We start from the raw sequence: 21383 nt of genomic DNA, 5'->3' as shown, positions 1-21383 counted from the left end.
GACCCCGTCAGGGTTGCCGTCGCATTGGTTAACGTCAGATCGCCAACAGCGAAATCGGTGCTGGCCTCGGACAGGGTAATCTCTACTGTCTGATTGCCATTTGCGGCATCGGTGAACGCCCCGATTGAAATGGTGGGCGGGGTCGTGTCGGCAACGCTGCTGTAGGCGAACGCCCCAAAAACGATTTCCACGTCCGCCGTTCCGCCCGATTCATTGGCCACGTTTACCGCACCACTAAAATCCACCGTCACGAGCCGATAGCCGATCTGGCGCGTCATAGAACAAGAATGCACAGTGTTGAAGGCCCATAGGTTACCACATGTCAACGCGACCGAGGTGCCCTCAATTTTCGCGGGGTCGGTGCGGATGACCCTATCGCTATTCGGAGAAAAACTAACGACAGCAAGGTCGCCAGAGGCCGGAACTCTGCTACAGGTGCCAGCAGCAGAAAGGTAGAGAGAACTGCTATAGCTAGCCGGCCACATTATGTCGTCATAACTACTTGTAAATTCTGGGCAGCTCTCAGTGACCGTTTGCGCCTGTAGCTCGCTAGGTGATTGCACAAGCGCTGCGAAAGAAAGCCCAATCACAAAACAGATTCGCGTAAAATATTTCGCCATCCCACGCCGGTTCTCGGGCATCAAGATATCCGCGGCCACGGTAGTTGACCGAACACGGCCCAACCCGCCATATCCGGTGACAGCGCTGACAGGTACAAGCGCTAAGCGCAGATTTTTCGTGGCCTCACGGAGAGAGTAGCATAGTGCTACACACGCAAATTTACGCTTAAAAATAGGGGATTTTACAAACACTTTGAATTCCAATTCGCACAACATTCGAAATACGACCCCCAGCCAAGGGTGCCGCAGATTTCGACCGTGTTGCCCGAACTCCGATACCAGAAATAATGGCAGGAGCATTTTTGTGACGTCGGTCTGATCGCCACAGGTCTTCAAGCGAGGTGCCAAAAAGCACACTTTCCCCCGCTGTAAATGTATTGTTAATTTACAGGTACTTACGTGCGGCGCGGTGTGACAGCTGCGCGATATTTCCCCAGAAATTGCGTAAAACGCGGCCATGCGGCCGCGTCAGTTAGGGGGCGTAGCAGCCCCCCATTGTCAGCCTGCTATCGTGATCGACCCCGCGCTGTCGTGCCGCCCCACAATTCGAACAAGCAAGGCTCCACTATACGCTGTTTGGTTTGGCGGTTGGGTCGTAATTTGGTGATGCCCGGCCAAGGCTGACCATTACGGACGTTTAACCAGACTGCCGGCGGGCGAAGGTTTAGCTTTGACGGGCGTTTCTGACAGAACCTCCAGAAACGCACTGGCCGCGGGGGAGAGTGACCGCCCGGTTTGACGCACCAGCCCGATGCGCCGACGGGCACCGAACCCGATGATCGACCGCTGGACAAGGCGTTCGGTCGGCAGAACCGGCAGTGTCAGTTCCGGCAAAGCCGTAATGCCCAGCCCCTCGGCCACCAAGGCGCCCGCAGTCGCAAGATGTGCGACCTCGAACCGGGGCGACAGCGGCCGGTTCAACCGCAGGCAGGCGCTGTCGAGCAATTCACGCACAGACGTGCCTTGTGCCATTGCTATGAACGGCATCTCGACCAGCTCCGACCAATCATATGACCGATCTTCCTGAAGCGGCCCGTCGGATGCGCCTATCGCAACGAAAGCATCATCCATCACGGGTTGAAAAGCGAGCCGGGACCGCGTTGAAAGGGTTCCTGCTGTGAATCCTATCTCTGCGCGCCCGGTTTCAATAACCTCGATCACGCTTTCTGATAGCGCGTCGATTATTTTCAGGTCGATGTCCGGATATTTGGACGTAAACCGGCGCAGCACCTGCGGCAAAAACGCCGCCGTGACAGACGGTAGCCCCGCGATGGTCAGCTGTCCGTGACGCGCAGAAAGATGGGCGTCGAACTCGGCATATGCATCTTGGGCGGTGTTCACCATACGCGCCGCGATACGGGCAAGCACGGCACCGCTTGCTGTGAGTTTAACGTTGCGCGTGTCGCGGTCAAAAAGACGCGTTCCGAGCTGATCCTCAAGCGCGGAAATCTGACGAGAGAGCGCAGATGGAGACATGCGAAGATTTTCGGCGGCGGCGCGGAATGATCCGGCTTCTTGCAGTGTGAGCACCGCCGTGTAATCAGACAGAGACATATTATTGCGTTTCATGCATCAATTATCCCAAACTCAACCATTTTCGCAACAAGTAATCCATTGCATGATCGCAGGGCCCCGATAGGGCATCCAAGGGAGGAAATCATGAAACATACAATCGCCGCGCTTTTGGGCGCAACTTTGCTCGCGTCGCCACTGGCCGCGCAGGAAACTGACCTACTGATTGGGTCGACCTCGGCGTCGTCCAGCCACTACGGATATTTCGTTGCGGTAGGCCAATTGATCAACGAAAACACCGAAGGGCTGAAAGCCTCGGTTGTCGAGACAGGCGCGACGCTGGACAACATCCGCCGCATGGGGCGTGGTCAGATCGATCTGGGTCTGGTGACCACAAATGCCGTGCAGCACGCCGTATCAGGCACCAATGCATTCGAAGGCAATGCCCAAGACCTGCGCCTGCTGTGGGTATATACCAACGCGCCACAAAACGTCGTTGTCCGCGCTGATACGGATGTGAACAGTCTTGAGGGGCTGGCAGGAAAACGTTTCAATCCCGGCATCAAGGGCGGTTCCACCGAAGCCACGACCGAAGCGGTGTTCAACACCCTTGGCCTCAGCGCCGATTATGTGCGCGGGTCAACAACGGATATTGTAGGTGCAATCAAGGACAACCGCCTTGTGGGCTATGTCAAATCCGGCTCGGGGCTCAAGCTTGACGGGTCGACCATGGATATCGCGGTTTCGACAGATATTTCGGTTCTTGGATTAAGCCCGGAACAGGCCGAAACGCTGCGCGCAAAGATGCCGGACATTTCCGTCGTAGACATTCCAGCAGGCGCTGCTGATGGCATCCCTGCTTACAGCACTTGGGCATTTGGGGTTGGTGTTGCCGCACCTGCATCAATGGACGATGAAACGGCATACCAAATCGTTTCCGCCATCATGGCCGACGATACGGCACAGGCCAATGCGATGGCTGCGCTAAAAGGTGCCAACTTGGCTCAGATGACTTTGGACTATGGCACGGTTCCCCTGCATCCGGGTGCTGCGCGCTGGTTCGAAGAACAGGGCATGAAAATCCCTGCCAAGCTGAAAGCCAACTAAAATGACCCTCGCGAATATCCAAAAAGCGCTTGCCATATTGGTAGGAGCCTTCGTTTTCTACACAGCGGCAAGCGGCCCTTTCGAAGGGCTGATCCAGCGCGCTCTTTTCCTTGCGCTTGTGTCCTCTTTGGGTTTCGCGCTTTACCCGTTGGGCGCTGGCAGCCGCTGGCGTCCGATCGGCATCGCAATTGATCTCGCGCTTTGTGCACTAGTCCTGATCGCTTGCGGCTATGTCGTCTGGAACTACGACGACATCATGACATCCCTGCCTTGGGCCACGACCCTAGACAAGGCGCTGACCGTAGGGCTTGTTCTGGCAGTGCTTGAGCTTGGGCGGCGCACCGTAGGTTTGATCTTTCCAGTCCTCGTTATGCTAGGGCTAGGCTATGCATTGTTCGGCAATTTGCTGCCCGGTGCCTTGCGCCATCGTGGTTTCGACACTGCCTTTGTTACCGAAACGATCTTTCTTGGGGATCTCGGGATCTGGGGCATGTTAACGGGCGTGGCGGCAACGGTCATCGCGGCCTTTGTCTTGTTCGGGGCGCTGTTGCTGCACACAGGCGGTGGGCAGGCGTTTATGGATCTTGCCATGCGCCTTGGCGGTCGTCAGCCCGGTGGGGCGGCCAAAATCGCAACGATTGCAAGCGGATTGTTCGGGATGATCTCGGGCTCTGCGGTGGCGAATGTCGCGACCACGGGCAACTTTACCATCCCTATGATGATCCGGTTGGGCTATCCCCGACCATTCGCCGCTGCGGTCGAGGCCGTGGCATCAACAGGCGGCCAAATAGCGCCGCCAATCATGGGGGCTGCGGCCTTTGTCATGGCCGAAATTTTGGGCCTGCCATACACCACAATTATCCTCGGGGCGATCATCCCTGCGATCCTGTTCTATGCATCAGTCTTCGTCACCGTGCATTTTGTCGCTTTGCGCCGTGGTCTGGCCGTTGTCCCAGAGGACGAGCTGCCCGCATGGGCCACAATCGTGTCACCGCGTCGCGTGGCACCGATCCTTTGTGCGCTTGGCGGGCTGGGTATCGGCATCTGGCTTGGGCGCTCTATTGCGACGGCTGCATTTTACGGCGTCATTGGTCTGCTGATCGCATTTGTTGCGACCGAAGCGGGCAGACTGTCGCCCCGTGACATGATCGGCAAGATCATCAACGGGTTGGAAGATGCCGGAAAAGGCATGGTCATCATCGGCGTGCTCTTGGCGGGTGCGCAGGTGCTGGTGTCGATGATCAATCTCACCGGCATTGGCGTCACGTTGTCATCGCTGATCGTATCGATGGCTGGTGATAGCGTGCCGATGGTTGCGTTCATCGTGGGCTTTGTCTGCCTGATCATGGGCATGGGCCTGCCGACGACCGCCGCCTATGTTCTGGTTGCAGCCGTGCTGGCACCCGCCATGACTGCCGTGGGTGTTGACCCCTTGGCCGCGCATCTTTTTGTCTTCTATTTTGCCACGATTTCCGTGATCACGCCGCCCGTCTGCGTGGCCGTTTTTGTCGGTGCTGGTATCGCTAACACAAACTGGCTGCCCGCCGCCGGCCATGCTGTTCGCCTCGGAGCGGTGACATATCTTGTGCCATTCTTGCTGCTGCTCTTTCCCGGCATGCTGCTTCAGGGCGGTCCAGTGGCAATAGCCGAAGCGATCTTGGCGGGGACGGTGCTTGTGATTGCGGTACCGATGTTGCTTACAGGGTCGCCTCTTGTCGGAAACCGGCTGATCGACACGGCTTTGCTTGTTGCTGTGATCGTTCTGGCCGTCTGGCCGCACCCAATCACCCCTATCCTTGCCTTTGCCGTGTATTTCGGCGCGCGCAAGCTGGGCCAAAGGCACAAGGAGGTTTTGGCATGAAACCGTTCAGAATTGGCTGTGGCGCGGGATTTCAAGGGGACCGGATCGAACCGGCTGCCGATCTCGCCAATCGCGGGGCGTTGGATGTGCTGGTCTTTGAATGTCTGGCCGAACGCACCATTGCACTGGCGCAAAAGGCACGGCTTGACGATCCCACCGGAGGTTATGACCCACTACTTGAGCGCCGCCTTCGCGCGACCTTGCCGGGCTGTGCAAGACACGGCACCAAAATTATCACGAACATGGGCGCAGCCAACCCGCGCGCCGCTGCGGAAAAAGCGCGCGCCATTGTGGCCGACCTTGGTCTATCGTTGAAAGTCGCGATGGTGACCGGCGACGATGTTTCCGACCAGATCGCTGGGTACATCCTGGACGAGACCAGTCAACCCGCCTCGGCCCTGGGGCAGCGCATGGTTTCGGCAAATGCCTACATCGGCATTTCCGGCATCGTCGAGGCGCTCGCTCAGGGGGCCGACATCGTTATATGTGGACGTGCGTCCGATCCTGCGCTGTTCTTGGCACCTTTGGTGCATCACTTTGGCTGGGCAATGGACGATTACGAAAAGCTTGGGCGCGGTACATTGATCGGGCACCTCCTTGAGTGTTCAGCGCAAATTACAGGCGGGTACTTTGCGGACCCCGGCGTCAAGGACGTGCCTGACCTTGCCCATATCGGCTTTCCTTTTGCCGACGTGACGGCAGATGGCAACGCCGTCATAACCAAGCTTGAGAACACCGGCGGGATCGTCACGCCCGCGACCTGCACCGAACAACTGCTTTATGAAATCCACAACCCTGCGCGCTACTTACAGCCCGACGTTGTGGCAGATTTTTCAAAGGTCACGTTCGAAGCTATCGGCAAGAACCGCGTGGCCGTGCGCGGCGCGACGGGCCAGCCCCCCACCGGACAGCTCAAGGTTTCGGTTGCTTATCGCGACGGATGGCAAGGCGAGGGACAGATTTCATACATGGGTGTGAATGCCCGCACCCGCGCCGAACTGGCCAGATCAATTCTGGACCAACGGATTGATGCCGCCGACATCGACGAGCGACTGAGCCACCTGATCGGCAGCGCAGAGGATACCCGCCTGCGCTACACCGCCCGCTGCACCAGCGCCGCCACGGCCCGTTTGATCGGCGAAGAAGTGGAATCGCTTTATCTATGCGGACCCGCTGCAGGCGGCGGTGTTTCGAAATCGGTGCGGGAAATCATCGCCATTGCTTCGACATTGGTGCCGTCCAACAGGGTCATTTTGCGCTCTGATATTCTGGGAGCAAACAATGAAGCTACATGATCTTGCCCACGGCCGAACCGGAGATAAAGGCGACACCTCCAACATCTCCGTTATCGCTTATCATGCGAAGGATTTTGACCGTTTGCTTGCCGAGATTACTCCCGAACGTGTCGCCGCGCATCTCAACCAGCCAGCCGGTGCCGTCACGCGCTATGTTCTGCCCCAGCTCTGCGCGATGAATTTTGTCCTTAAGGGTGCCCTCAAGGGCGGGGTGACAAGATCGCTGGCACTGGACGCCCACGGCAAATGCCTTTCTTCGGTCCTGCTTGAAATGCCGTTGACGTCCGACAGCTCGTAAGCCCCCAACGCTTGGGGCACATGCCATAGACGCTTGATGTCAAATACCTTTCGGGAACGGGGCGCTCTCCCCCCGCGGCTTCAGCGTGCTTGAGGTCTGCTTGGGCCGCTCTGCAATCAGCCGCCCTACCCTACGTTATTCAAAGAACGTCGCGCTCCGTCCACCTACGACGATATCAAAGTCATAGGCCTCTTCTACCCCTGCCGTTTGCGGGTCACGCAGCCTGCCAATATTGCGCTCGAACGCGTCGCCCATGAGGATCGCCATAGGGTCACTGGCGTTGTTCGGCTCGCCCGGGAAATACATCTGGGTGATCAGTCGCGATGATCCGCCGCTGATGGACATATGGATATGTTTGGGCCGCCACCGTCCGATATCGGGCCGCGCCAGATAGGCACCCGGGCTGATCGCCCAGAACCTATATCGCCCCTCCCCATCAGTCAGCACCCGCCCCATCCCAAGGTGGTTGTCGTCCAGCTGCAGGCCGGAATGATCCTCGACATGGCGGTAGCGGCCATAGTGGTTGGCGCTCCAAACCTCGAGCAGTGCGCCCGCCACGGGACGGCCCGATGCACTGCGCACCCGGCCTGTCACTTCGATCGGAACGCCATCGGCGCGGGGGCGGTCCGGTGCTGTGCGGGTCATGTCCCATTCATGCGGGTTCGTCGCATAGCGTGCGGGCACGACGGGGACAAAACTGGCCCGTGCGATGTCGGGGATCAGGCGCAGCGGCTGGCGCGGGGTGCGTTGATCTGACGTGTTATCGGTCGGGCCAATGCCCAGAATGCGTCCTTGCTTGGCCATGGTTCAGCTCTCCAGATCGTCAAAGAATGGGGTTTCACCGGGGCCCGCCATGACGACGTCAAAGACATAGACCTCGGCCCCGCTGGCGGTGCGCCCATCATGGCGTGCAATCAGCTTGGGCGCGTCATTGCCAACCGATTGCAGAACGGGATCGGCGTCATTGCCCGCCTGCCCGTCAAAGAAAACCTGCGTGACGATCCGGCTGATCCCGTCGGAAAAGATCGTGATCGTGATGTTTGGCGCGCGCCCCGGTGCAGCCCCCGGCAAGATGGTGCGGAATTCATAAGCACCCGACGCTGTACGCAACCGGCCATAGCCGTCGAACCACGGGTCGATCCCCGCGTCCCCTTGGGTCGCAGGCGTGCGGTAGACGCCCTTTGCGTTGGCTTGCCAAAACTCCAGCACGGCACCATTGGCCAGTTCGCCGTGGCGGTCTAGAACACGGCCGCGCAAGATGATCCGCGTGCCCTCGGCCGCGCCCACGACACCGGGGGGAAAGCGGGTCAGATCCTCGAGCGCGGGATCGGCGAAATAGATCGGGAAATACGGCCCGCAGGTGTCTTCATTCGTGGCTGGTAAAAGGTTGGATGCCGGATCGGTCATCGCCTGTCCTCCATTGTCTTTGGTCCGTTTTGCATATTAAACACCAAGGAACGCAATACGGAAACCAGTCGCCCATGACCAAAGCGTCCAATCATGATGTCTATTTCGTTCCCGGCCTGCATCGGGGTCTTCGGGTTCTCGAAATTCTGGGCGCGGCAGAAACGCCCATGTCGCTGAGCGATATTGCCCGCGCGATGGAGCTGAGCCGGAGTTCCGCGTTTCGTCTGGTCTATACCTTGCGGCAGATGGAATTCATCCGCGAGGCGGAGCAGGCCAATACCTTTACCCTTGGCGCGCGTGTTCTGAACCTTGGCTTTGCCTATCTGAACCAGCAACCCATCACCGCGATTGCCCGCCCCATTCTTGCAACCCTGCGCGACGAAACGGGCGTTTCCACGCATCTCAGCGTGCTTGAGGGCGACGATGTCTTGTACCTTGTCAGCCATCAGGCCCGGTCGGGATATGTGTCGAACATGCGCACCGGCACCCGCACGCAGGCCTATGCGTCGGCGATTGGCTGGTGTTTGCTGGGCGACAAGACCGACGCTGAACTCAGCGCCTTTGCCGAGACCCAGAACTGGCATCGCTATACGCAACACACGCCGATGGATGCGGCCAGCCTTGCCGTCCGCGTGGCGCAGGCGCGCACAGCTGGTTTTGTTGTGTCGCGTGGTTTTCGCGAAGCAGGCGGGTCGAGCATCGCCGTGCCAGTGCGCGACAATAGCGGCGCGATCGTGGCCTGCGTGAACCTGTCCGGCCCCGACAGCGGGTATGATTTCGACCGGGTAGAAAGCTTTTACCTGCCCAAAACCCAAGACGCGGCGCTGCAAATCTCGCGCGCTTTGGGGTATCAGGACAGCTAGGTTCATCGCGTAATGCCCAGAATGGCGCGCGCCTCGTCCGGGGTGGCAAGCGCGCCGCCCAGATCGCCGATGATCCGCGCCGCTTTATCCACCAACTGCGCGTTGCTTTCACAATGCTGGCTCTTGGCAATATGGGCCGTGTCTTCCATGCCGATGCGGATATGCCCGCCCAGCAACCACGCCTGCGCCAGCATCGGAAACGCCGCGCGGCCAATGCCAAAGGCGGCCCATTCGGTGCCTTCGGGCAGTTGGCTGACAAGATAGGCCATGGTGGCCGGATTGGCGACCGCACCAAAGCGCACGCCCAGCACCATTTGCACCATCAGCGGCGTGCGTAAAACACCGCGCGCGACGAAATCCTTGACCATGTGCAGATCACCGCTGTCGAAAACCTCGATCTCGGGCTTGACCCCGGCGTCGTAGATACGGCCCGCCATAATCTCGAGGTTGCGCGGCGAATTGATGACCGACGCCTGACCCGACCACATGGTGTTGAAATCCAGCGTGCAAATATCGGGCTGCAAAGCCTCGACATGGGCCACGCGTTTCTCTGGTGCGCATAGGGTCGAACCGGGCGCGGCGATCTGTGGATCATCGTCAGACGGGATAAACCGCCCGCCCTCGCCCGTTGTCAGGTTCAACAGCACGTCGCTGTTTTCGGCACGGATACGCGCCACCAGTTCCTCATAAAGATCAAGCCGCATGGACCCTTTGGCGGTTTCCGGATCACGCACATGCAGATGCACAATCGCGGCACCCGCCGTTGCGGCGTCCAGCGCTTGGCGCGCGATCTGTTCGGGGGTGACGGGTAAATGCGGGCTGATCTCTGGCGTCATCAGATTGCCGGTGATCGCGGCGGTCAGGATTGTCTTGCGCGCCACCTTATTGCTCCAACACATCCGACACGGCGGCGACAAGCGTCTGAACGATCAGCGCGATCTCTGCCCCGGTCGAGGTATAGGACGGTGCCAGCAAGACGTGATCGCCGTGAACCCCGTCAATGCAGCCCTGCGCCGGATAGATCATCACGCCGCGCGCCTTGGCCGCCGCGCCGATTTTCATGGCGATGCTTTCGGCGGGATCAAACGGCGCTTTGGTATCGCGGTCGGCAACCAGCTCAACCGTCCAAAACAGCCCGCGCCCGCGGATATCGCCCACATGTGGATGCTGGGCAAATGCAGCCCGCAACGCGGTCTCAAGCTGCGCGCCGCGCTTAATCACATTGTCTAACAGGTTTTCATTCTCGATCACGTTTTGCACCGCCAATGCGCCCGCCGTGGCAATCGCGTGGGACATATAGGTATGCCCGTTCCACAGTTTACCACTGCCCGCTTTGATCACATCAACCACGCTTTGCGCGGCCAAAACCGCCGCAATCGGCTGGTATCCTGCCCCGAGCCCCTTGGCCATTGTGGTCAGATCGGCGGCAATGCCTTCTTGCGCTAGCGCATAGGTCGTGCCGGTCCGGCCCATGCCGCTCATCACCTCGTCGGCGATCAACAGAACACAGTGCTGGTCGCAAATTTCGCGGATACGTTTGAAATACCCCTTTGGCGCAGGTTGCGTGCCCAAGGACGCGCCCACAACGGGTTCCGCCACAAAGGCCATCACGCTCTCGGGCCCCAAGCGTTTAATCTCTTCCTCCAGCAGGTTGGCCATGCGCTGCGCAAAATCGGCCTCGCTCTCTTTGTCATGCTGCAAACGGTAAGGGTACGGCGCGTCGATATGCGTGACGTCGATCAGCAATGGCGCAAAGGGCGCGCGTCTGCCCGCATGGCCACCCGTGGCCAAGGCCCCCAATGTATTGCCGTGATAGCTTGGCTTGCGTGCAATGATCCGGTGGCGCTCGGGCTCGCCCTTCTCGATGCAGTATTGCCGCGCCAGCTTGAGCGCAGCCTCCATCGCTTCGGAGCCGGAGCCAAGGTAAAGCACCCTGCCATCGCCGGTCCCTGTCGGTGCCCGCGCCACAAGATACGCGGCCAGATCCTCGGCCGGTTGGTTGGTAAATGATCCCGTGTGGGCAAAGGCCAACTGATCGACCTGCGCCTTGATCGCCGCGCGGACCTTGGGGTGGTCGTGGCCGATGCAAGACACCGCCGCCCCGCCACATCCATCCAGATATCGCCGCCCCGACGCATCAATAAGGTAATTGCCATCCCCGGCAACGACCACAGGAAGGTCAGAATTCAGGTCGCGGTGGAAGACGCTGCTTTGGGCCATGGCTCTCACATCATTATGTCTTGTATGTAAACGTATGTTTTGTATATTAGACACAAATTCAGATCACAAGGTTTTACTGAAGTGACAAGCGCATTGACCAACGTGAAGGTGCTGGACCTGACGCATGTGCTGGCGGGGCCGTTTTGCACCTATCAATTGGGGCTTTTGGGCGCGGATGTGATCAAGATCGAAGACCCGTCCAATCCGGATTGCGCACGCGGGCGCGGGCCGGATGATGCGCTGAACGCCGCAGGGCTTGGGCTGAATTATCAGGTGCAGGGCGGGAACAAGCGTAGCCTCGCAATGAACCTGCGCAGCGCCGAGGGGGCCGCGCTTCTAAAGGCTCTCGCTGAAACTGCAGATATCATCGTCGAGAATTATACCACTGGCGCATTTGCCGCACTTGGTCTGGGCTATGATGTGCTAGCGTCAATCAACCCGTGCCTAATCCATTGCTCTATCACGGGATATGGCGACAGCGGGCCGCAGGCCGAACACGGTGCCTATGACAATGTCATTCAGGCCACCAGCGGCACCATAAGCCAATGCGGCGGTGTCAAACCGGCTGTGTCCTTTGTCGATTATGCCACGGGATATGCCGCCGCCTTTGCCGTGACTGCAGCGCTTAACGGGCGCACGCAATCCGGACGCGGCACGCATATTTCAGTCTCCATGCTTGAGGTCGCGATGCAAATGATGGCCCCCGAAGCCGCCGCCGCCCAGCGCCCCGCATCTGCCACGCGCAGCAAGGAACCGGGCATCGCCAGCTATGATACCCAAGAGGGCCAGCTGATGTTGGGGGCGTTTCATCCGGCGCAATACCGCAAGCTGGCCACGCTTTTGGGCGGGTTGGGCCACCCCCTGCCCGCATTGGCGCAGATAAAGACGTGGTCCGACGTTTGGGCCCTGCCCGAGACAACCAAAAACGCCCTGTGTGACATATTCCTGACGGCAGACGCGGACACATGGGTGACCCGCCTGCGGGCGGCCGATCTCCCGGCAGAGCGGATCAAAACCTTGGCCGAGGCCGTCACTTTGCCGCAACTCGCTGCGCGTGGCTATTTTCAACCCAGCCCTATGGGCGCGGACATACCGTTACCCACGACAGCCTTCCACATGGGCGGCAAAGCGGCCACAATTGATCAAGCGCCCCCAATGCTCGGCCAGCACTCCCATGCGGTTCTCGCCGAAATGGGGCTAAGCGAGCAGCAGATCAGTCAGCTTTACGATGCAGGGATCGTCACATGACCCGACTGACTGCGACCCTTTGGACAGAACTGCCAGATCAGCTGCATCATGGCGGTGAGCCGTCTGCCTGGGCCAAAATGACCCGCCCCGGCCAGCCGATGCATTCGTTTCTGGAGGCCGCGTTCTTTGACGCAGATGCCAATCTGTGGCTGTCCGATGTCCCATACGGGCGGGTATTCCGCGTCTCGCCAGACGGCACTTGGACACAGATGCACCAGATTGATGGCGAACCCCACGCGATGCGCATTACCCCCGATGGACGCCGCATTGCGGTCGACTACCGGCACGGGCTGATCGAACTGACCGGCGACACCACGTTTGATGTGCTCAGCACCGGGGGAGTTGCTCCGTTCCTTGGCCTGTCCGATATGACCTATGGCCCTGACGGCGCGCTTTGGTTCACAGACAGCGGGCGCACCAGCCTAAGCGACCCGCACGGGCGGGTGTATCGTTGGCAGGATGGCAATCTGCGTCTGGTGCTGGACTGCGTGCCCTATTCCAACGGCATCGCCGTATCGCCTGACAACGCATGGGTCTATGTGGCCGCGACGCGCGCCAATCAGGTCTGGAAATTCTCGACCCGCCTGCCAGCGGATGGCGCGCCTATGGTCGGCACCTATCTGCATCTGTCCGGCGGGCTTGGCCCTGACGGGTTGGCCTGTAACCCCCACGGCTGGCTGGCGGTCGCCCAAGCCCAAGCAGGCCGCGCCTATGTGTTTGATGCGCTTGGCGATCTGATCGCCGACGTGCGCCTGCCACGTGGATTGTGGACCACATCGGTCACCTTTGATCCCGCCGACCCGCACCGCCTGATTATCGTAGACGCCCAATATGGCGGCGTCTTCACCTGCCACATTCCGACGCCAAGGACCTGACCCCATGCAAAAAGACGACCTTCACGGCTATGTGCCTGCCATCGCGACCCCCTTCGACGACCGCGGCGAGATTATGGAGGATGCTTTTGTCGATCTGTTCGAATTCCTGCTGTCACGGGGGGCAAGCTGCATTTGCATCGCGGGCGATAACGGTGAAAGCTGGGCGCTGAATGCAGATGAGCGCGGGCGTCTTGTCCGGCTGGCGAAAGACACCGCCAAGGGGCGCGTGCCTGTAATGATGGGCGTGTCTGCCCCCACAATTGACGCCTCATTGGCCTATATCCGCACGGCCGAAGACAACGGTGCCGACGTGCTGCTGTCGATGCCGCAGACCTATGTTCTTAAAGCCTCGGATGCCGAATTGATGGCGCGGTTCGACAAGGTTTCAGCGGCCACCAAACTGCCGCTGGTGCTGTACAATTCGCCGCGCCGTATGGGGTTTTCCCTGACCATCGACCAGACCGAACGCCTGTTGGACAATCATAACGTCATCGGGATCAAGGAAAGCCAGCGGGACTTTTTCTATCACACCCACCTGTTGCACCGCCTTGGCCACCGCATGTCGGTAATGACTGGCCCCTGCCATTATATCCTGCCCGCCTTTGCCCTTGGCGCAAAAGGCTTTATCGCGACAGGGCCAGAGTTTACCGACCTACTGCCGTCGGACATGGCCACCGTGGGCACTGCGGCACCGGATGACACCTATCGCCACGCCCACCACCAGTTGACGGTCCTGTATGAGGTCTTGATGGGCACCGGCACATGGCCTGCTGCCTTCAAGGCCGCGCTGAACCTGATCGGCCAGCCAGCCGGTGTGCCGCGCGATCCGGTGCTGCCCTTGGCCGAGGCCGATATCGACAAGATCAAACGCACATTCGACGATCTCGGCATCTCGTACTCATGATCCGGCTGGTTGCAAACCAAGCCGCGCAGATCCGGCGTTCCGAACAGGTGACCTTTACCTTTGATGGTATGCCTGTCGAGGGGCACAGCGGCGAAAGCCTTGTCTCGGCCCTGCTGCGCGCGGGCCACCTGAACCTGCGTCACGCCCCAAACGACAACGCCCCACGTGGCGCGTTCTGCTGCATGGGGCTGTGTCAGGAATGCGCTGTGGTGATACACGGTCAGGTCGTCGAAGCCTGCTGCACGGGTGTGGCGGCGGGCCTTGTGGTCGGGCGGGTCTGATGGATGAACACTATGATACTGCCGTGATCGGCGCAGGCCCTGCGGGTGGTAACGCCGCACTGCAAGCCGCGCGCAGGGGGTTGCGGGTTGTGCTGCTGGATGAACAACCCGCGCCCGGCGGGCAGGTTTGGCGGGCCAAGTCCGCCAGCATCATCGCTGCCCCTACAACACCAGAAAGCAGCGCAGGCGACGCATTGCGCAGCGCGTTAGGGGCAAGCGAGGTGACATTACGGGCCAGCACCCGTGTCTGGGATATCCGGCGTCAGGCTGGCGCATGGACCCTGCAAATCCTGCGCGATAATACCTCGCTGGAGATCACCGCTCGCACGCTGATCCTCGCCACCGGAGCGCGCGAATACGTGCAGCCTGTACCGGGGTGGACGACGCCGGGCGTGATCGGGCTGGCGGGTGCCACGGCTCTTTTCAAGCACTCCCTATCGCTTCCCGGCAATCGCACCGTCGTCAGCGGGACAGGCCCCTTGGTGTTCTATGTGGCCAGCGAAATCCGCCGTCTGGGCGGCACGGTCGCGGCCATCGTCACACCGAACAGCCGCGCGGATTGGGCGCGTGCTGTGCCTGCGATGCTGGGCCAGCCGAAACTGTTGGCACGGGGGGCCGTGTGGTTAGCCGATCTGATGCTGGCGCGGGTACCAATCTTGTGGGGCCATGCGGTGTCCGACGTGTTGGGTACAGACCACGTCACAGGCGTCAAGACCCGCAATCTGCGTAATAGTTTGACAGGCACCGAATTTGCAGCGGACAGCCTGTGCCTCGGCCACGGATTGGTGCCGAATATTGAAGCCGCACAAATGCTTGGGGTGCCTATACGCCATGTTGCAAGCTTGGGCGGTTGGGTGCCCGAAGCCGAACCCGACGGAGCGACAAATGTCGAAGGCTTGTATCTGAGCGGCGATGGCTGCGGTATTCGGGGCGCGGTCGCGGCTGGTCTGCAAGGCACATTAACGGGCGCGCGCGTGGCCCGCGATCTGGGGAAATCCGCCCCCACGCCATCGCTGCGGCAATGGCAGCGGGCCGCGCGGTTTGGCCAAGCGATGACAGCGCTCAGCCACCCGCGCCCCGAGGTGCAAGCACTGACAACCCAAGACACCATCATCTGCCGCTGCGAAAGCCTGCGCCGCGGCGATATCACCGCCGAGATCACAACCGGGGCTGCCAGCGCCAACGCTGTCAAATCAGGACTGCGGGCGGGCATGGGCCCCTGCGGCGGTAAATATTGCCAGACCGCCATCGCGGGTCTGATCGCCGCACAAATGGGCAAGGCCATTGCGGACGTGCCGCCGCCCACGCCGCGTTCGCCATTGCGCCCCTTGCCGCTTGGGCAGGCCGTGGGTGATTTTGACTATGACGATCTGCCCATTCCAAAACCGGCACCCCTATGACCGCTGACACAGCATATGACATCGCCATTATCGGCGGCGGGATCATGGGCTGCGCAACCGCGCTGCGCGTCGCGGCGGGCGGCATGTCGGTGATCGTTCTGGATCAGGGCGACCTTGGCCAAGGCGCTTCCGGCGTCAACGCGGGCACGCTGAGCCTGCAAATCAAACGCGTGAAACTGATGCCCTATGCGCTGAAGGGGCATCATCTGTGGGCAGAAATGGGCGATGCCGTCGGCTTTGCCAAAACCGGCGGCTACACATTGGCCTTCAACGCCCGCGAGGCCGAGATGTTGCACGAACGGCAGACCCTCAAGACGCAGGCAGGCGCGCCCATCGAATTCGTATCAAACAACCGCTTGCGTGCCGCCGAACCGAACCTGACCCACAAGGTCGAAGCAGCCAGCTTTTGCCCCGAGGATGGCTATGCCAATGCCGCGCTTACCGGGCAGTATTACCGAGGCCGCCTGCGCGACGCCGGCATCCAGTATCGCGAGGGCTGCAAGGTCACGGCGATTGACCGGACCAACGGTTTTGCCCTGACCACACCCCAAGGGACAATCCGCGCGAAACGGATTTTGCTGGCCGCAGGTGCATGGTTGAAACCCCTCGCGGCCCTGCTGGATGTGGATCTTCCCGTTAATGCGCGGGTCAACACCGTATCGGTGACCGAACGTATGCCCCCCCTGATAAGCAGCGTCATCGGCCATGCGACGGGTCTGCTTACCATGAAGCAAAAGGTCAACGGCACGGTGTTGATCGGCGGTGGCTGGCAGGGGCTTGGCACCCCGCAAGACGGGCGCGGCACTGTGAACGCGCAAACCGTGCGGCCCAATCTAGCCTTGGCGCAATACGCGGTGCCCGCACTTGGTGCAGCCCGCGTGACGCGCAGCTGGACAGGGTTCGAGGCGAATGTGCCGGACTTTTACCCGCTGGCGGGTGCCCTGCCCGGCGTGCCAGACGCCTTTGTGCTGGGCTGCGTGCGCGGCGGTTACACCATCGGCCCTTATATCGGGCAATTGATGGGCGATGCTATTCTGGGGCGAGAGCCTGAAATGCCCCTGTTCGATCCGGGACGTGATTTTGAAAAGGACATGATATGACACAAGACCCCGCCCGACTGGACGGAAAACTGGCCGTGATCACCGGCGGTGGCAGCGGTATTGGCGAGGCAACGGCCCATGTCTTTGCCCAAGCAGGCGCAACCGTCGTGGTCGCAGGGCGCAGGTTAGCGCCGCTGGAAAAGGTCGCCAAAGCCATCGGCGGGCATGCCATCACCTGTGAGGTCTCTGACCAAGACGACGTTCGTGCCCTGTTTGCCAAGGCGCGCAAAATCACGGGCCGCATTGATGTCCTGCTGAACAACGCAGGTGGCCCCGGCCCCATCGCGCCGGTGGCCGAGGTCGACATGACCGACTGGGTGGGCTGCATGAACATCAACCTCGTGGGTGCGATGTATTGCCTGCAAGAGGCCGCCAAGATCATGACCGCCCAAGGATCCGGATCGATCATCAACATGTCGTCGCTGATGGGCATTCAGGGCTATCCGATGCGGTCGGCCTATGTGGCGTCAAAATTCGCCCTGATCGGCATCACCGAAACCATGGCGCGCGAACTTGGCCCCGTCGGTGTGCGCGTCAATGCGTTGATGCCCGGTGCGGTATCAGGCGAAAACATGGACCGTATCCTTGCCCGCCGCGCCGCAGCCGAAGGCCGCCCCGCGCCAGAGATCGAGCGCGAGAATTACACCGATGTGGCCGCCCTCAAACGCTGGGTAACACCAGAGGAAGTCGGCCGCGCGGCGCTGTATTACGCCAGCGATCTAAGCTCGGCCATCACGGGCGATAAGATGAAAGTCGATTGCGGCCGCTTCTAGCGGTTTTGGTCCAACGACTTTTCATATTGCGCGCCCTAAAAAAAACGCCCCGCCGTTGTTAGACAGCGGGGCGTTTATGATTTTATGTCAAAAGCTTATGTCAAAAGCTTAGGTGTTCTTCAACTCGGACCGTAGGCCTTTGTAGATGGCGTAGCACATCACCAGCAGAACAACGGTAAACGGCAACCCGGTCGAGATTACCATCGACTGGAGCGACGACAGCCCCCCGACCGACAGCAGCAACACCATTGCGACCGCACCTTCGAACACACACCAGAACACGCGTTGTGGCAACGGTGCGTCGACCTTGCCGCCGGCAGTGATCGTATCAATCACCAACGACCCTGAATCCGACGAGGTCACGAAGAACACGATGACCAGAATGATCCCGATCATCGATGTGATCCCCGCCAAAGGCAGCGCATCAAGCATCGCAAACAGCTGGCGTGGCAGCTCGGCCTCTTGGGCGGCAGTATAGCCGTCTTGCACGACCTGCTGGATCGCAACGCCACCGAAGACGCTCATCCATAAGACGCAAACAAGGCTGGGGATCAGCAGCACACAGGTTACGAATTCACGCACCGACCGGCCACGGCTGACGCGGGCGATGAACATGCCTACGAAAGGTGACCAGCTGATCCACCACGCCCAATAGAACGATGTCCACCCTTGGCTAAAGTTCACATCGTCGCGCGCGATCGGGTTGGAAAGAGCCGGCAGATATTCAGCATATGCCAACAGCGACGACCCAAAGGTTTTAAGGATCAAAAGCGTCGGACCGACCAGCAAAACAAAGGCCAGCAATAGAAACGCAAGGCCCATGTTCAATTCGGACAGGATTTTCACACCGCCGTCCAAGCCCCGCAGCACAGAAATCGTTGCCACTGCGGTAATGCCCGAAATCAACAAGACCTGTGCAGTCGATCCGATAGGAACGCCGAAAAGTTCATTCAGGCCGGCATTCGCCTGTGTCGCGCCAAAGCCCAGCGACGTCGCCAAGCCGAACAGCGTCGCAAAGACCGCCAGAATATCAATGACATGCCCCGGCCAGCCCCAGACCCGTTCGCCCAGCAAAGGATAGAAAGCTGAACGAATAGTCAGCGGCAACCCCTTGTTATAGCTAAACAATGCAAGGGACAAACCAACCACCGCATAGATCGCCCAAGGGTGCAAACCCCAGTGATAGATCGTGGCGGCCATGCCCAGGCGGATCGCCTCGGCCTGATCACCGGCGGCGGCACCCAAGGGGGCCCAGTCACTGCGCACCCCGTCATCGCCCATCGCCGTGCCACCAAGAGAGCTTGAGAAATGCGACAAGGGTTCAGACACGCCATAGAACATCAGGCCGATGCCCATACCCGCCGCGAACAGCATCGAAAACCAGCCCAGATAGTTATAATCGGGCACCGCAGATGCGCCGCCCAAACGGACGTTGCCCAGCGGCGTGACAATCAACATCAGGCAAAACAGAACAAAAATGTTACCGGCCGAGATAAAGAACCAATCGAACCCTTTGGTGACTGATGAAAACAACCAGCTGAAAACTGCGCCTGCTTGTTCGGGCAGGGCCAGCGTATAGAATACAAACGCGACGATGCAGATCCCCGAGATCATGAAAACCGGGTTGTGAATGTCAAAGCCGAACGGCCCGACGTTGCCCTCTACGTTGTCCTGACCAATGGTGTAATCGGTGTCGATCACATCGGCCGCGCCATCCGGGGTCGGAATTCCCGGCGTCGTCACATCTGTCATCAGATGTCCTCCTTCATATTATTAATATATTAACTTCATAGCGTATTTCCGCCCAGACGTCCCCCAATTTCCATGGTTAGGGGCGCGCAGATGGTCTTGTTCCATCTGCAGGCCCTTGAACAACGTGGCAATAGACTGTTCAGCTAGACCGAATTAACCACATGGCAAGCCTTGACCCCAAGGTCGCTGTGGTGCGCAGTGTGCCTCAGATATTGCCAAACCAAGGACGACAAGATGACACGCCAGATCACCCCGACCACGCCGATCCAAGGGCAGATGCCCGGCACATCGGGGCTGCGCAAGAAAACCCGCGTTTTTATGGGCCCCAACTATCTTGAGAATTTCATCCAAGCAACATTTGACGCAATCGGAGGAGGAGATGGCGGCCGCTATATCGTGGGTGGTGACGGGCGTTTCTTTAACAAAGAGGCCATTCAGACGATCCTGAAAATGGCCGCGGCCAATGGCGCAGCCGAGGTCATCGTCGGGCAAAACGGCATCCTGTCAACGCCTGCCGTGTCGCACCTGATCAGGCTGAACGCATGCGACGGCGGGTTTATTCTGTCGGCCAGTCATAATCCCGGCGGCATCGACGAAGATTTCGGCGTCAAGTTCAATGCCAGCAACGGCGGCCCTGCCCCCGAAAAACTAACTGCGCAGATATTCGAGATCACCCAAACCATCAGCCGCTACAAGATCGCTGATTTTGATGATGTGGACCTTAGCCAACTGGGCGAAACCCGCCATGGTGATATGGTGATCCGCGTGGTTGATCCGGTCGAAAGCTATCAGACGCTGATGGCTGATCTGTTTGATTTCGATTCAATCCGCGCGCTGTTTGCCAGCGGGTTCACGATGCAATTTGACGCCATGCATGCGGTCACCGGCCCCTATGCCACGGCCATTCTGGAGGGCACATTGGGTGCGGCACCCGGCACCGTGGTCAACGGCATCCCGCTTGAGGATTTTGGCAAGGGCCATCCGGACCCCAACCCGATTTGGGCAAAACCCTTGATGGATCTGATGATGTCAGGGGATGCGCCGGATTTGGGTGCCGCGTCTGACGGCGATGGCGACCGCAACATGATCGTGGGGCGCGGCGTCTATGTGACCCCGTCCGACAGCCTTGCCGTTCTGGCCGCCAATGCGCATCTGGCCCCGGCCTATCGCGGCGGATTGGCAGGCATCGCGCGGTCGATGCCCACCAGTGCAGCCAGTGATCGCGTCGCGGAAAAGCTGGGCATCGCCGCCTATGAGACCCCTACGGGTTGGAAATTCTTCGGCAATCTTCTGGACGCGGGCAAGGTTACGTTATGTGGCGAAGAAAGCGCCGGCACCGGGTCAAACCATGTGCGCGAGAAAGACGGGCTTTGGGCGGTGCTGTTGTGGTTAAATATCTTGGCTGTGCGCAAACAATCCGTGGCAGGAATTCTGGCCGAGCACTGGAAAACCTACGGCCGTGATTATTATTCCCGCTATGATTTCGAAGCTGTGGCGTCGGACAAGGCGAACCGCCTGATGGATCACCTGCGCGATCAACTGCCAGACCTGCCCGGTAAAACCCTGGCCGGGCTGACGGTGGCAGCGGCGGATGAATTTTCCTATCTCGATCCGGTAGACGGGTCGATCAGCAAGAACCAAGGGGTGCGGATCGGGTTCGACGGCGGCGCACGCGCTGTCTTTCGACTGTCGGGCACCGGCACCGAAGGGGCAACTATCCGGCTGTATCTTGAGCAATATTCGGGCACCGACGGCGACACCACGCAAGACACCCAAGCCGCCCTCGCCCGCGTATGGGCCGCCGCGCAAGAGGTCAGCGATATGGCTGAAATCATCGGCAACACCACACCCGATGTAATCACCTAAA

20 protein-coding genes are annotated in these 21383 nt (G+C 59.8%); 13 read left to right on the top strand and 7 right to left on the bottom strand.

Features of this window, described 5'->3' with window-relative positions:
• Positions 1–278 (bottom strand): Ig-like domain-containing protein (locus tag KZZ06_RS15130; protein ID WP_219580948.1); only part of this gene is annotated, 278 nt, incomplete at its 3' end.
• A 969-nt stretch (positions 279–1247) separates the two neighbouring features.
• Complete coding sequence (locus tag KZZ06_RS15125; protein WP_219580947.1) at positions 1248–2189, bottom strand: LysR family transcriptional regulator; 942 nt, start codon at positions 2187–2189, stop codon at positions 1248–1250.
• Positions 2190–2279: 90 nt separating this feature from the next.
• Here KZZ06_RS15125 and KZZ06_RS15120 point away from each other — a divergent pair, with 90 nt between their 5' ends.
• From KZZ06_RS15120 to KZZ06_RS15105, 4 genes are read left to right on the top strand one after another with little or no spacing between them, the layout of a single operon-like run.
• Complete coding sequence (locus tag KZZ06_RS15120) at positions 2280–3239, top strand: TAXI family TRAP transporter solute-binding subunit (protein WP_257884381.1); 960 nt, start codon at positions 2280–2282, stop codon at positions 3237–3239.
• Between the two features lies 1 nt (position 3240).
• The gene (locus KZZ06_RS15115; protein WP_219580946.1) at positions 3241–5100 is read left to right on the top strand and encodes a TRAP transporter fused permease subunit; all 1860 of its coding nucleotides are present in this window, start codon (positions 3241–3243) and stop codon (positions 5098–5100) included.
• Positions 5097–6395 (top strand): acyclic terpene utilization AtuA family protein, encoded by a 1299-nt coding sequence (locus tag KZZ06_RS15110; RefSeq protein ID WP_219580945.1) that lies wholly within the window; start codon positions 5097–5099, stop codon positions 6393–6395. Before KZZ06_RS15115 ends, KZZ06_RS15110 begins: the two co-directional genes overlap by 4 nt.
• Positions 6382–6693, top strand: coding sequence for a hypothetical protein (locus KZZ06_RS15105; RefSeq protein WP_219580944.1), 312 nt, complete (start codon positions 6382–6384; stop codon positions 6691–6693). Before KZZ06_RS15110 ends, KZZ06_RS15105 begins: the two co-directional genes overlap by 14 nt.
• 135 nt (positions 6694–6828) lie before the next feature.
• Here KZZ06_RS15105 and KZZ06_RS15100 read toward each other — a convergent pair whose 3' ends face one another.
• Together KZZ06_RS15100 and KZZ06_RS15095 are read right to left on the bottom strand one after the other, a co-directional pair.
• Positions 6829–7497 carry a protocatechuate 3,4-dioxygenase subunit beta gene (locus KZZ06_RS15100; RefSeq protein ID WP_219580943.1) on the bottom strand — a complete coding sequence of 223 codons (669 nt, stop codon included), beginning with the start codon at positions 7495–7497 and terminating at the stop codon, positions 6829–6831.
• A 3-nt stretch (positions 7498–7500) separates the two neighbouring features.
• Positions 7501–8100 (bottom strand): hypothetical protein, encoded by a 600-nt coding sequence (locus KZZ06_RS15095; protein WP_219580942.1) that lies wholly within the window; start codon positions 8098–8100, stop codon positions 7501–7503.
• A 74-nt stretch (positions 8101–8174) separates the two neighbouring features.
• On the opposite strand from KZZ06_RS15095, the gene KZZ06_RS15090 reads away from it, so the two are divergent.
• Positions 8175–8963, top strand: coding sequence for an IclR family transcriptional regulator (locus tag KZZ06_RS15090; protein ID WP_219580941.1), 789 nt, complete (start codon positions 8175–8177; stop codon positions 8961–8963).
• A 2-nt stretch (positions 8964–8965) separates the two neighbouring features.
• Here the strand turns inward: KZZ06_RS15090 and KZZ06_RS15085 are convergent, their stop codons facing one another.
• Together KZZ06_RS15085 and KZZ06_RS15080 are read right to left on the bottom strand one after the other, a co-directional pair.
• Entirely contained in the window at positions 8966–9844 is an 879-nt protein-coding gene (locus KZZ06_RS15085) for a 3-keto-5-aminohexanoate cleavage protein (RefSeq protein WP_308340024.1), read from the bottom strand.
• A gap of 1 nt (position 9845) precedes the next feature.
• On the bottom strand, positions 9846–11183 hold the full coding sequence (locus KZZ06_RS15080; RefSeq protein ID WP_219580939.1) for an aspartate aminotransferase family protein: 1338 nt from the start codon (positions 11181–11183) through the stop codon (positions 9846–9848).
• 81 nt (positions 11184–11264) lie between these two features.
• On the opposite strand from KZZ06_RS15080, the gene KZZ06_RS15075 reads away from it, so the two are divergent.
• From KZZ06_RS15075 to KZZ06_RS15045, 7 genes are read left to right on the top strand one after another with little or no spacing between them, the layout of a single operon-like run.
• On the top strand, positions 11265–12431 hold the full coding sequence (locus KZZ06_RS15075; protein WP_219580938.1) for a CaiB/BaiF CoA-transferase family protein: 1167 nt from the start codon (positions 11265–11267) through the stop codon (positions 12429–12431).
• A complete protein-coding gene (locus KZZ06_RS15070) occupies positions 12428–13306 on the top strand; it encodes an SMP-30/gluconolactonase/LRE family protein (RefSeq protein WP_219580937.1) in 879 nt (292 codons plus the stop codon). The genes KZZ06_RS15075 and KZZ06_RS15070 overlap by 4 nt, the downstream gene beginning before the upstream one ends.
• 4 nt (positions 13307–13310) lie before the next feature.
• Positions 13311–14210: a dihydrodipicolinate synthase family protein gene (locus tag KZZ06_RS15065; protein ID WP_219580936.1), complete on the top strand. Its 900-nt coding sequence runs from the start codon at positions 13311–13313 to the stop codon at positions 14208–14210.
• Positions 14207–14491 (top strand): (2Fe-2S)-binding protein, encoded by a 285-nt coding sequence (locus KZZ06_RS15060; protein ID WP_219580935.1) that lies wholly within the window; start codon positions 14207–14209, stop codon positions 14489–14491. Before KZZ06_RS15065 ends, KZZ06_RS15060 begins: the two co-directional genes overlap by 4 nt.
• Positions 14491–15891 carry an NAD(P)/FAD-dependent oxidoreductase gene (locus KZZ06_RS15055; RefSeq protein WP_219580934.1) on the top strand — a complete coding sequence of 467 codons (1401 nt, stop codon included), beginning with the start codon at positions 14491–14493 and terminating at the stop codon, positions 15889–15891. Before KZZ06_RS15060 ends, KZZ06_RS15055 begins: the two co-directional genes overlap by 1 nt.
• The gene (locus KZZ06_RS15050) at positions 15888–16991 is read left to right on the top strand and encodes an FAD-binding oxidoreductase (RefSeq protein ID WP_219580933.1); all 1104 of its coding nucleotides are present in this window, start codon (positions 15888–15890) and stop codon (positions 16989–16991) included. Before KZZ06_RS15055 ends, KZZ06_RS15050 begins: the two co-directional genes overlap by 4 nt.
• Positions 16988–17764 carry an SDR family NAD(P)-dependent oxidoreductase gene (locus tag KZZ06_RS15045; RefSeq protein WP_219580932.1) on the top strand — a complete coding sequence of 259 codons (777 nt, stop codon included), beginning with the start codon at positions 16988–16990 and terminating at the stop codon, positions 17762–17764. The genes KZZ06_RS15050 and KZZ06_RS15045 overlap by 4 nt, the downstream gene beginning before the upstream one ends.
• A 108-nt stretch (positions 17765–17872) precedes the next feature.
• Here KZZ06_RS15045 and KZZ06_RS15040 read toward each other — a convergent pair whose 3' ends face one another.
• Positions 17873–19516 (bottom strand): BCCT family transporter, encoded by a 1644-nt coding sequence (locus KZZ06_RS15040; RefSeq protein WP_219580931.1) that lies wholly within the window; start codon positions 19514–19516, stop codon positions 17873–17875.
• A gap of 234 nt (positions 19517–19750) precedes the next feature.
• On the opposite strand from KZZ06_RS15040, the gene KZZ06_RS15035 reads away from it, so the two are divergent.
• Entirely contained in the window at positions 19751–21382 is a 1632-nt protein-coding gene (locus KZZ06_RS15035) for an alpha-D-glucose phosphate-specific phosphoglucomutase (RefSeq protein WP_219580930.1), read from the top strand.
• The last annotated feature ends 1 nt before the right edge of the window (position 21383 follow it).

This window comes from Sulfitobacter sp. CW3 (assembly GCF_019392245.1).
Taxonomy (GTDB): domain Bacteria; phylum Pseudomonadota; class Alphaproteobacteria; order Rhodobacterales; family Rhodobacteraceae; genus Sulfitobacter.
The sequence above is the reverse complement of the archived record's forward strand: the minus strand, read 5'-3'. Positions and strand labels throughout refer to the sequence as shown.

What these genes read in the sequence shown, in the direction of transcription:
- KZZ06_RS15065 (WP_219580936.1), top strand. Translation starts at nt 13,311, where the DNA reads ATGCAAAAAGACGACCTTCACGGCTATGTGCCTGCCATCGCGACCCCC.
- KZZ06_RS15060 (WP_219580935.1), top strand. Translation starts at nt 14,207, where the DNA reads ATGATCCGGCTGGTTGCAAACCAAGCCGCGCAGATCCGGCGTTCCGAA.
- KZZ06_RS15125 (WP_219580947.1), bottom strand. Translation starts at nt 2,189, where the DNA reads ATGAAACGCAATAATATGTCTCTGTCTGATTACACGGCGGTGCTCACA.
- KZZ06_RS15100 (WP_219580943.1), bottom strand. Translation starts at nt 7,497, where the DNA reads ATGGCCAAGCAAGGACGCATTCTGGGCATTGGCCCGACCGATAACACG.
- KZZ06_RS15055 (WP_219580934.1), top strand. Translation starts at nt 14,491, where the DNA reads ATGGATGAACACTATGATACTGCCGTGATCGGCGCAGGCCCTGCGGGT.
- KZZ06_RS15090 (WP_219580941.1), top strand. Translation starts at nt 8,175, where the DNA reads ATGACCAAAGCGTCCAATCATGATGTCTATTTCGTTCCCGGCCTGCAT.
- KZZ06_RS15080 (WP_219580939.1), bottom strand. Translation starts at nt 11,183, where the DNA reads ATGGCCCAAAGCAGCGTCTTCCACCGCGACCTGAATTCTGACCTTCCT.
- KZZ06_RS15105 (WP_219580944.1), top strand. Translation starts at nt 6,382, where the DNA reads ATGAAGCTACATGATCTTGCCCACGGCCGAACCGGAGATAAAGGCGAC.
- KZZ06_RS15095 (WP_219580942.1), bottom strand. Translation starts at nt 8,100, where the DNA reads ATGACCGATCCGGCATCCAACCTTTTACCAGCCACGAATGAAGACACC.
- KZZ06_RS15120 (WP_257884381.1), top strand. Translation starts at nt 2,280, where the DNA reads ATGAAACATACAATCGCCGCGCTTTTGGGCGCAACTTTGCTCGCGTCG.
- KZZ06_RS15070 (WP_219580937.1), top strand. Translation starts at nt 12,428, where the DNA reads ATGACCCGACTGACTGCGACCCTTTGGACAGAACTGCCAGATCAGCTG.
- KZZ06_RS15045 (WP_219580932.1), top strand. Translation starts at nt 16,988, where the DNA reads ATGACACAAGACCCCGCCCGACTGGACGGAAAACTGGCCGTGATCACC.
- KZZ06_RS15110 (WP_219580945.1), top strand. Translation starts at nt 5,097, where the DNA reads ATGAAACCGTTCAGAATTGGCTGTGGCGCGGGATTTCAAGGGGACCGG.
- KZZ06_RS15115 (WP_219580946.1), top strand. Translation starts at nt 3,241, where the DNA reads ATGACCCTCGCGAATATCCAAAAAGCGCTTGCCATATTGGTAGGAGCC.
- KZZ06_RS15040 (WP_219580931.1), bottom strand. Translation starts at nt 19,516, where the DNA reads ATGACAGATGTGACGACGCCGGGAATTCCGACCCCGGATGGCGCGGCC.
- KZZ06_RS15050 (WP_219580933.1), top strand. Translation starts at nt 15,888, where the DNA reads ATGACCGCTGACACAGCATATGACATCGCCATTATCGGCGGCGGGATC.
- KZZ06_RS15035 (WP_219580930.1), top strand. Translation starts at nt 19,751, where the DNA reads ATGACACGCCAGATCACCCCGACCACGCCGATCCAAGGGCAGATGCCC.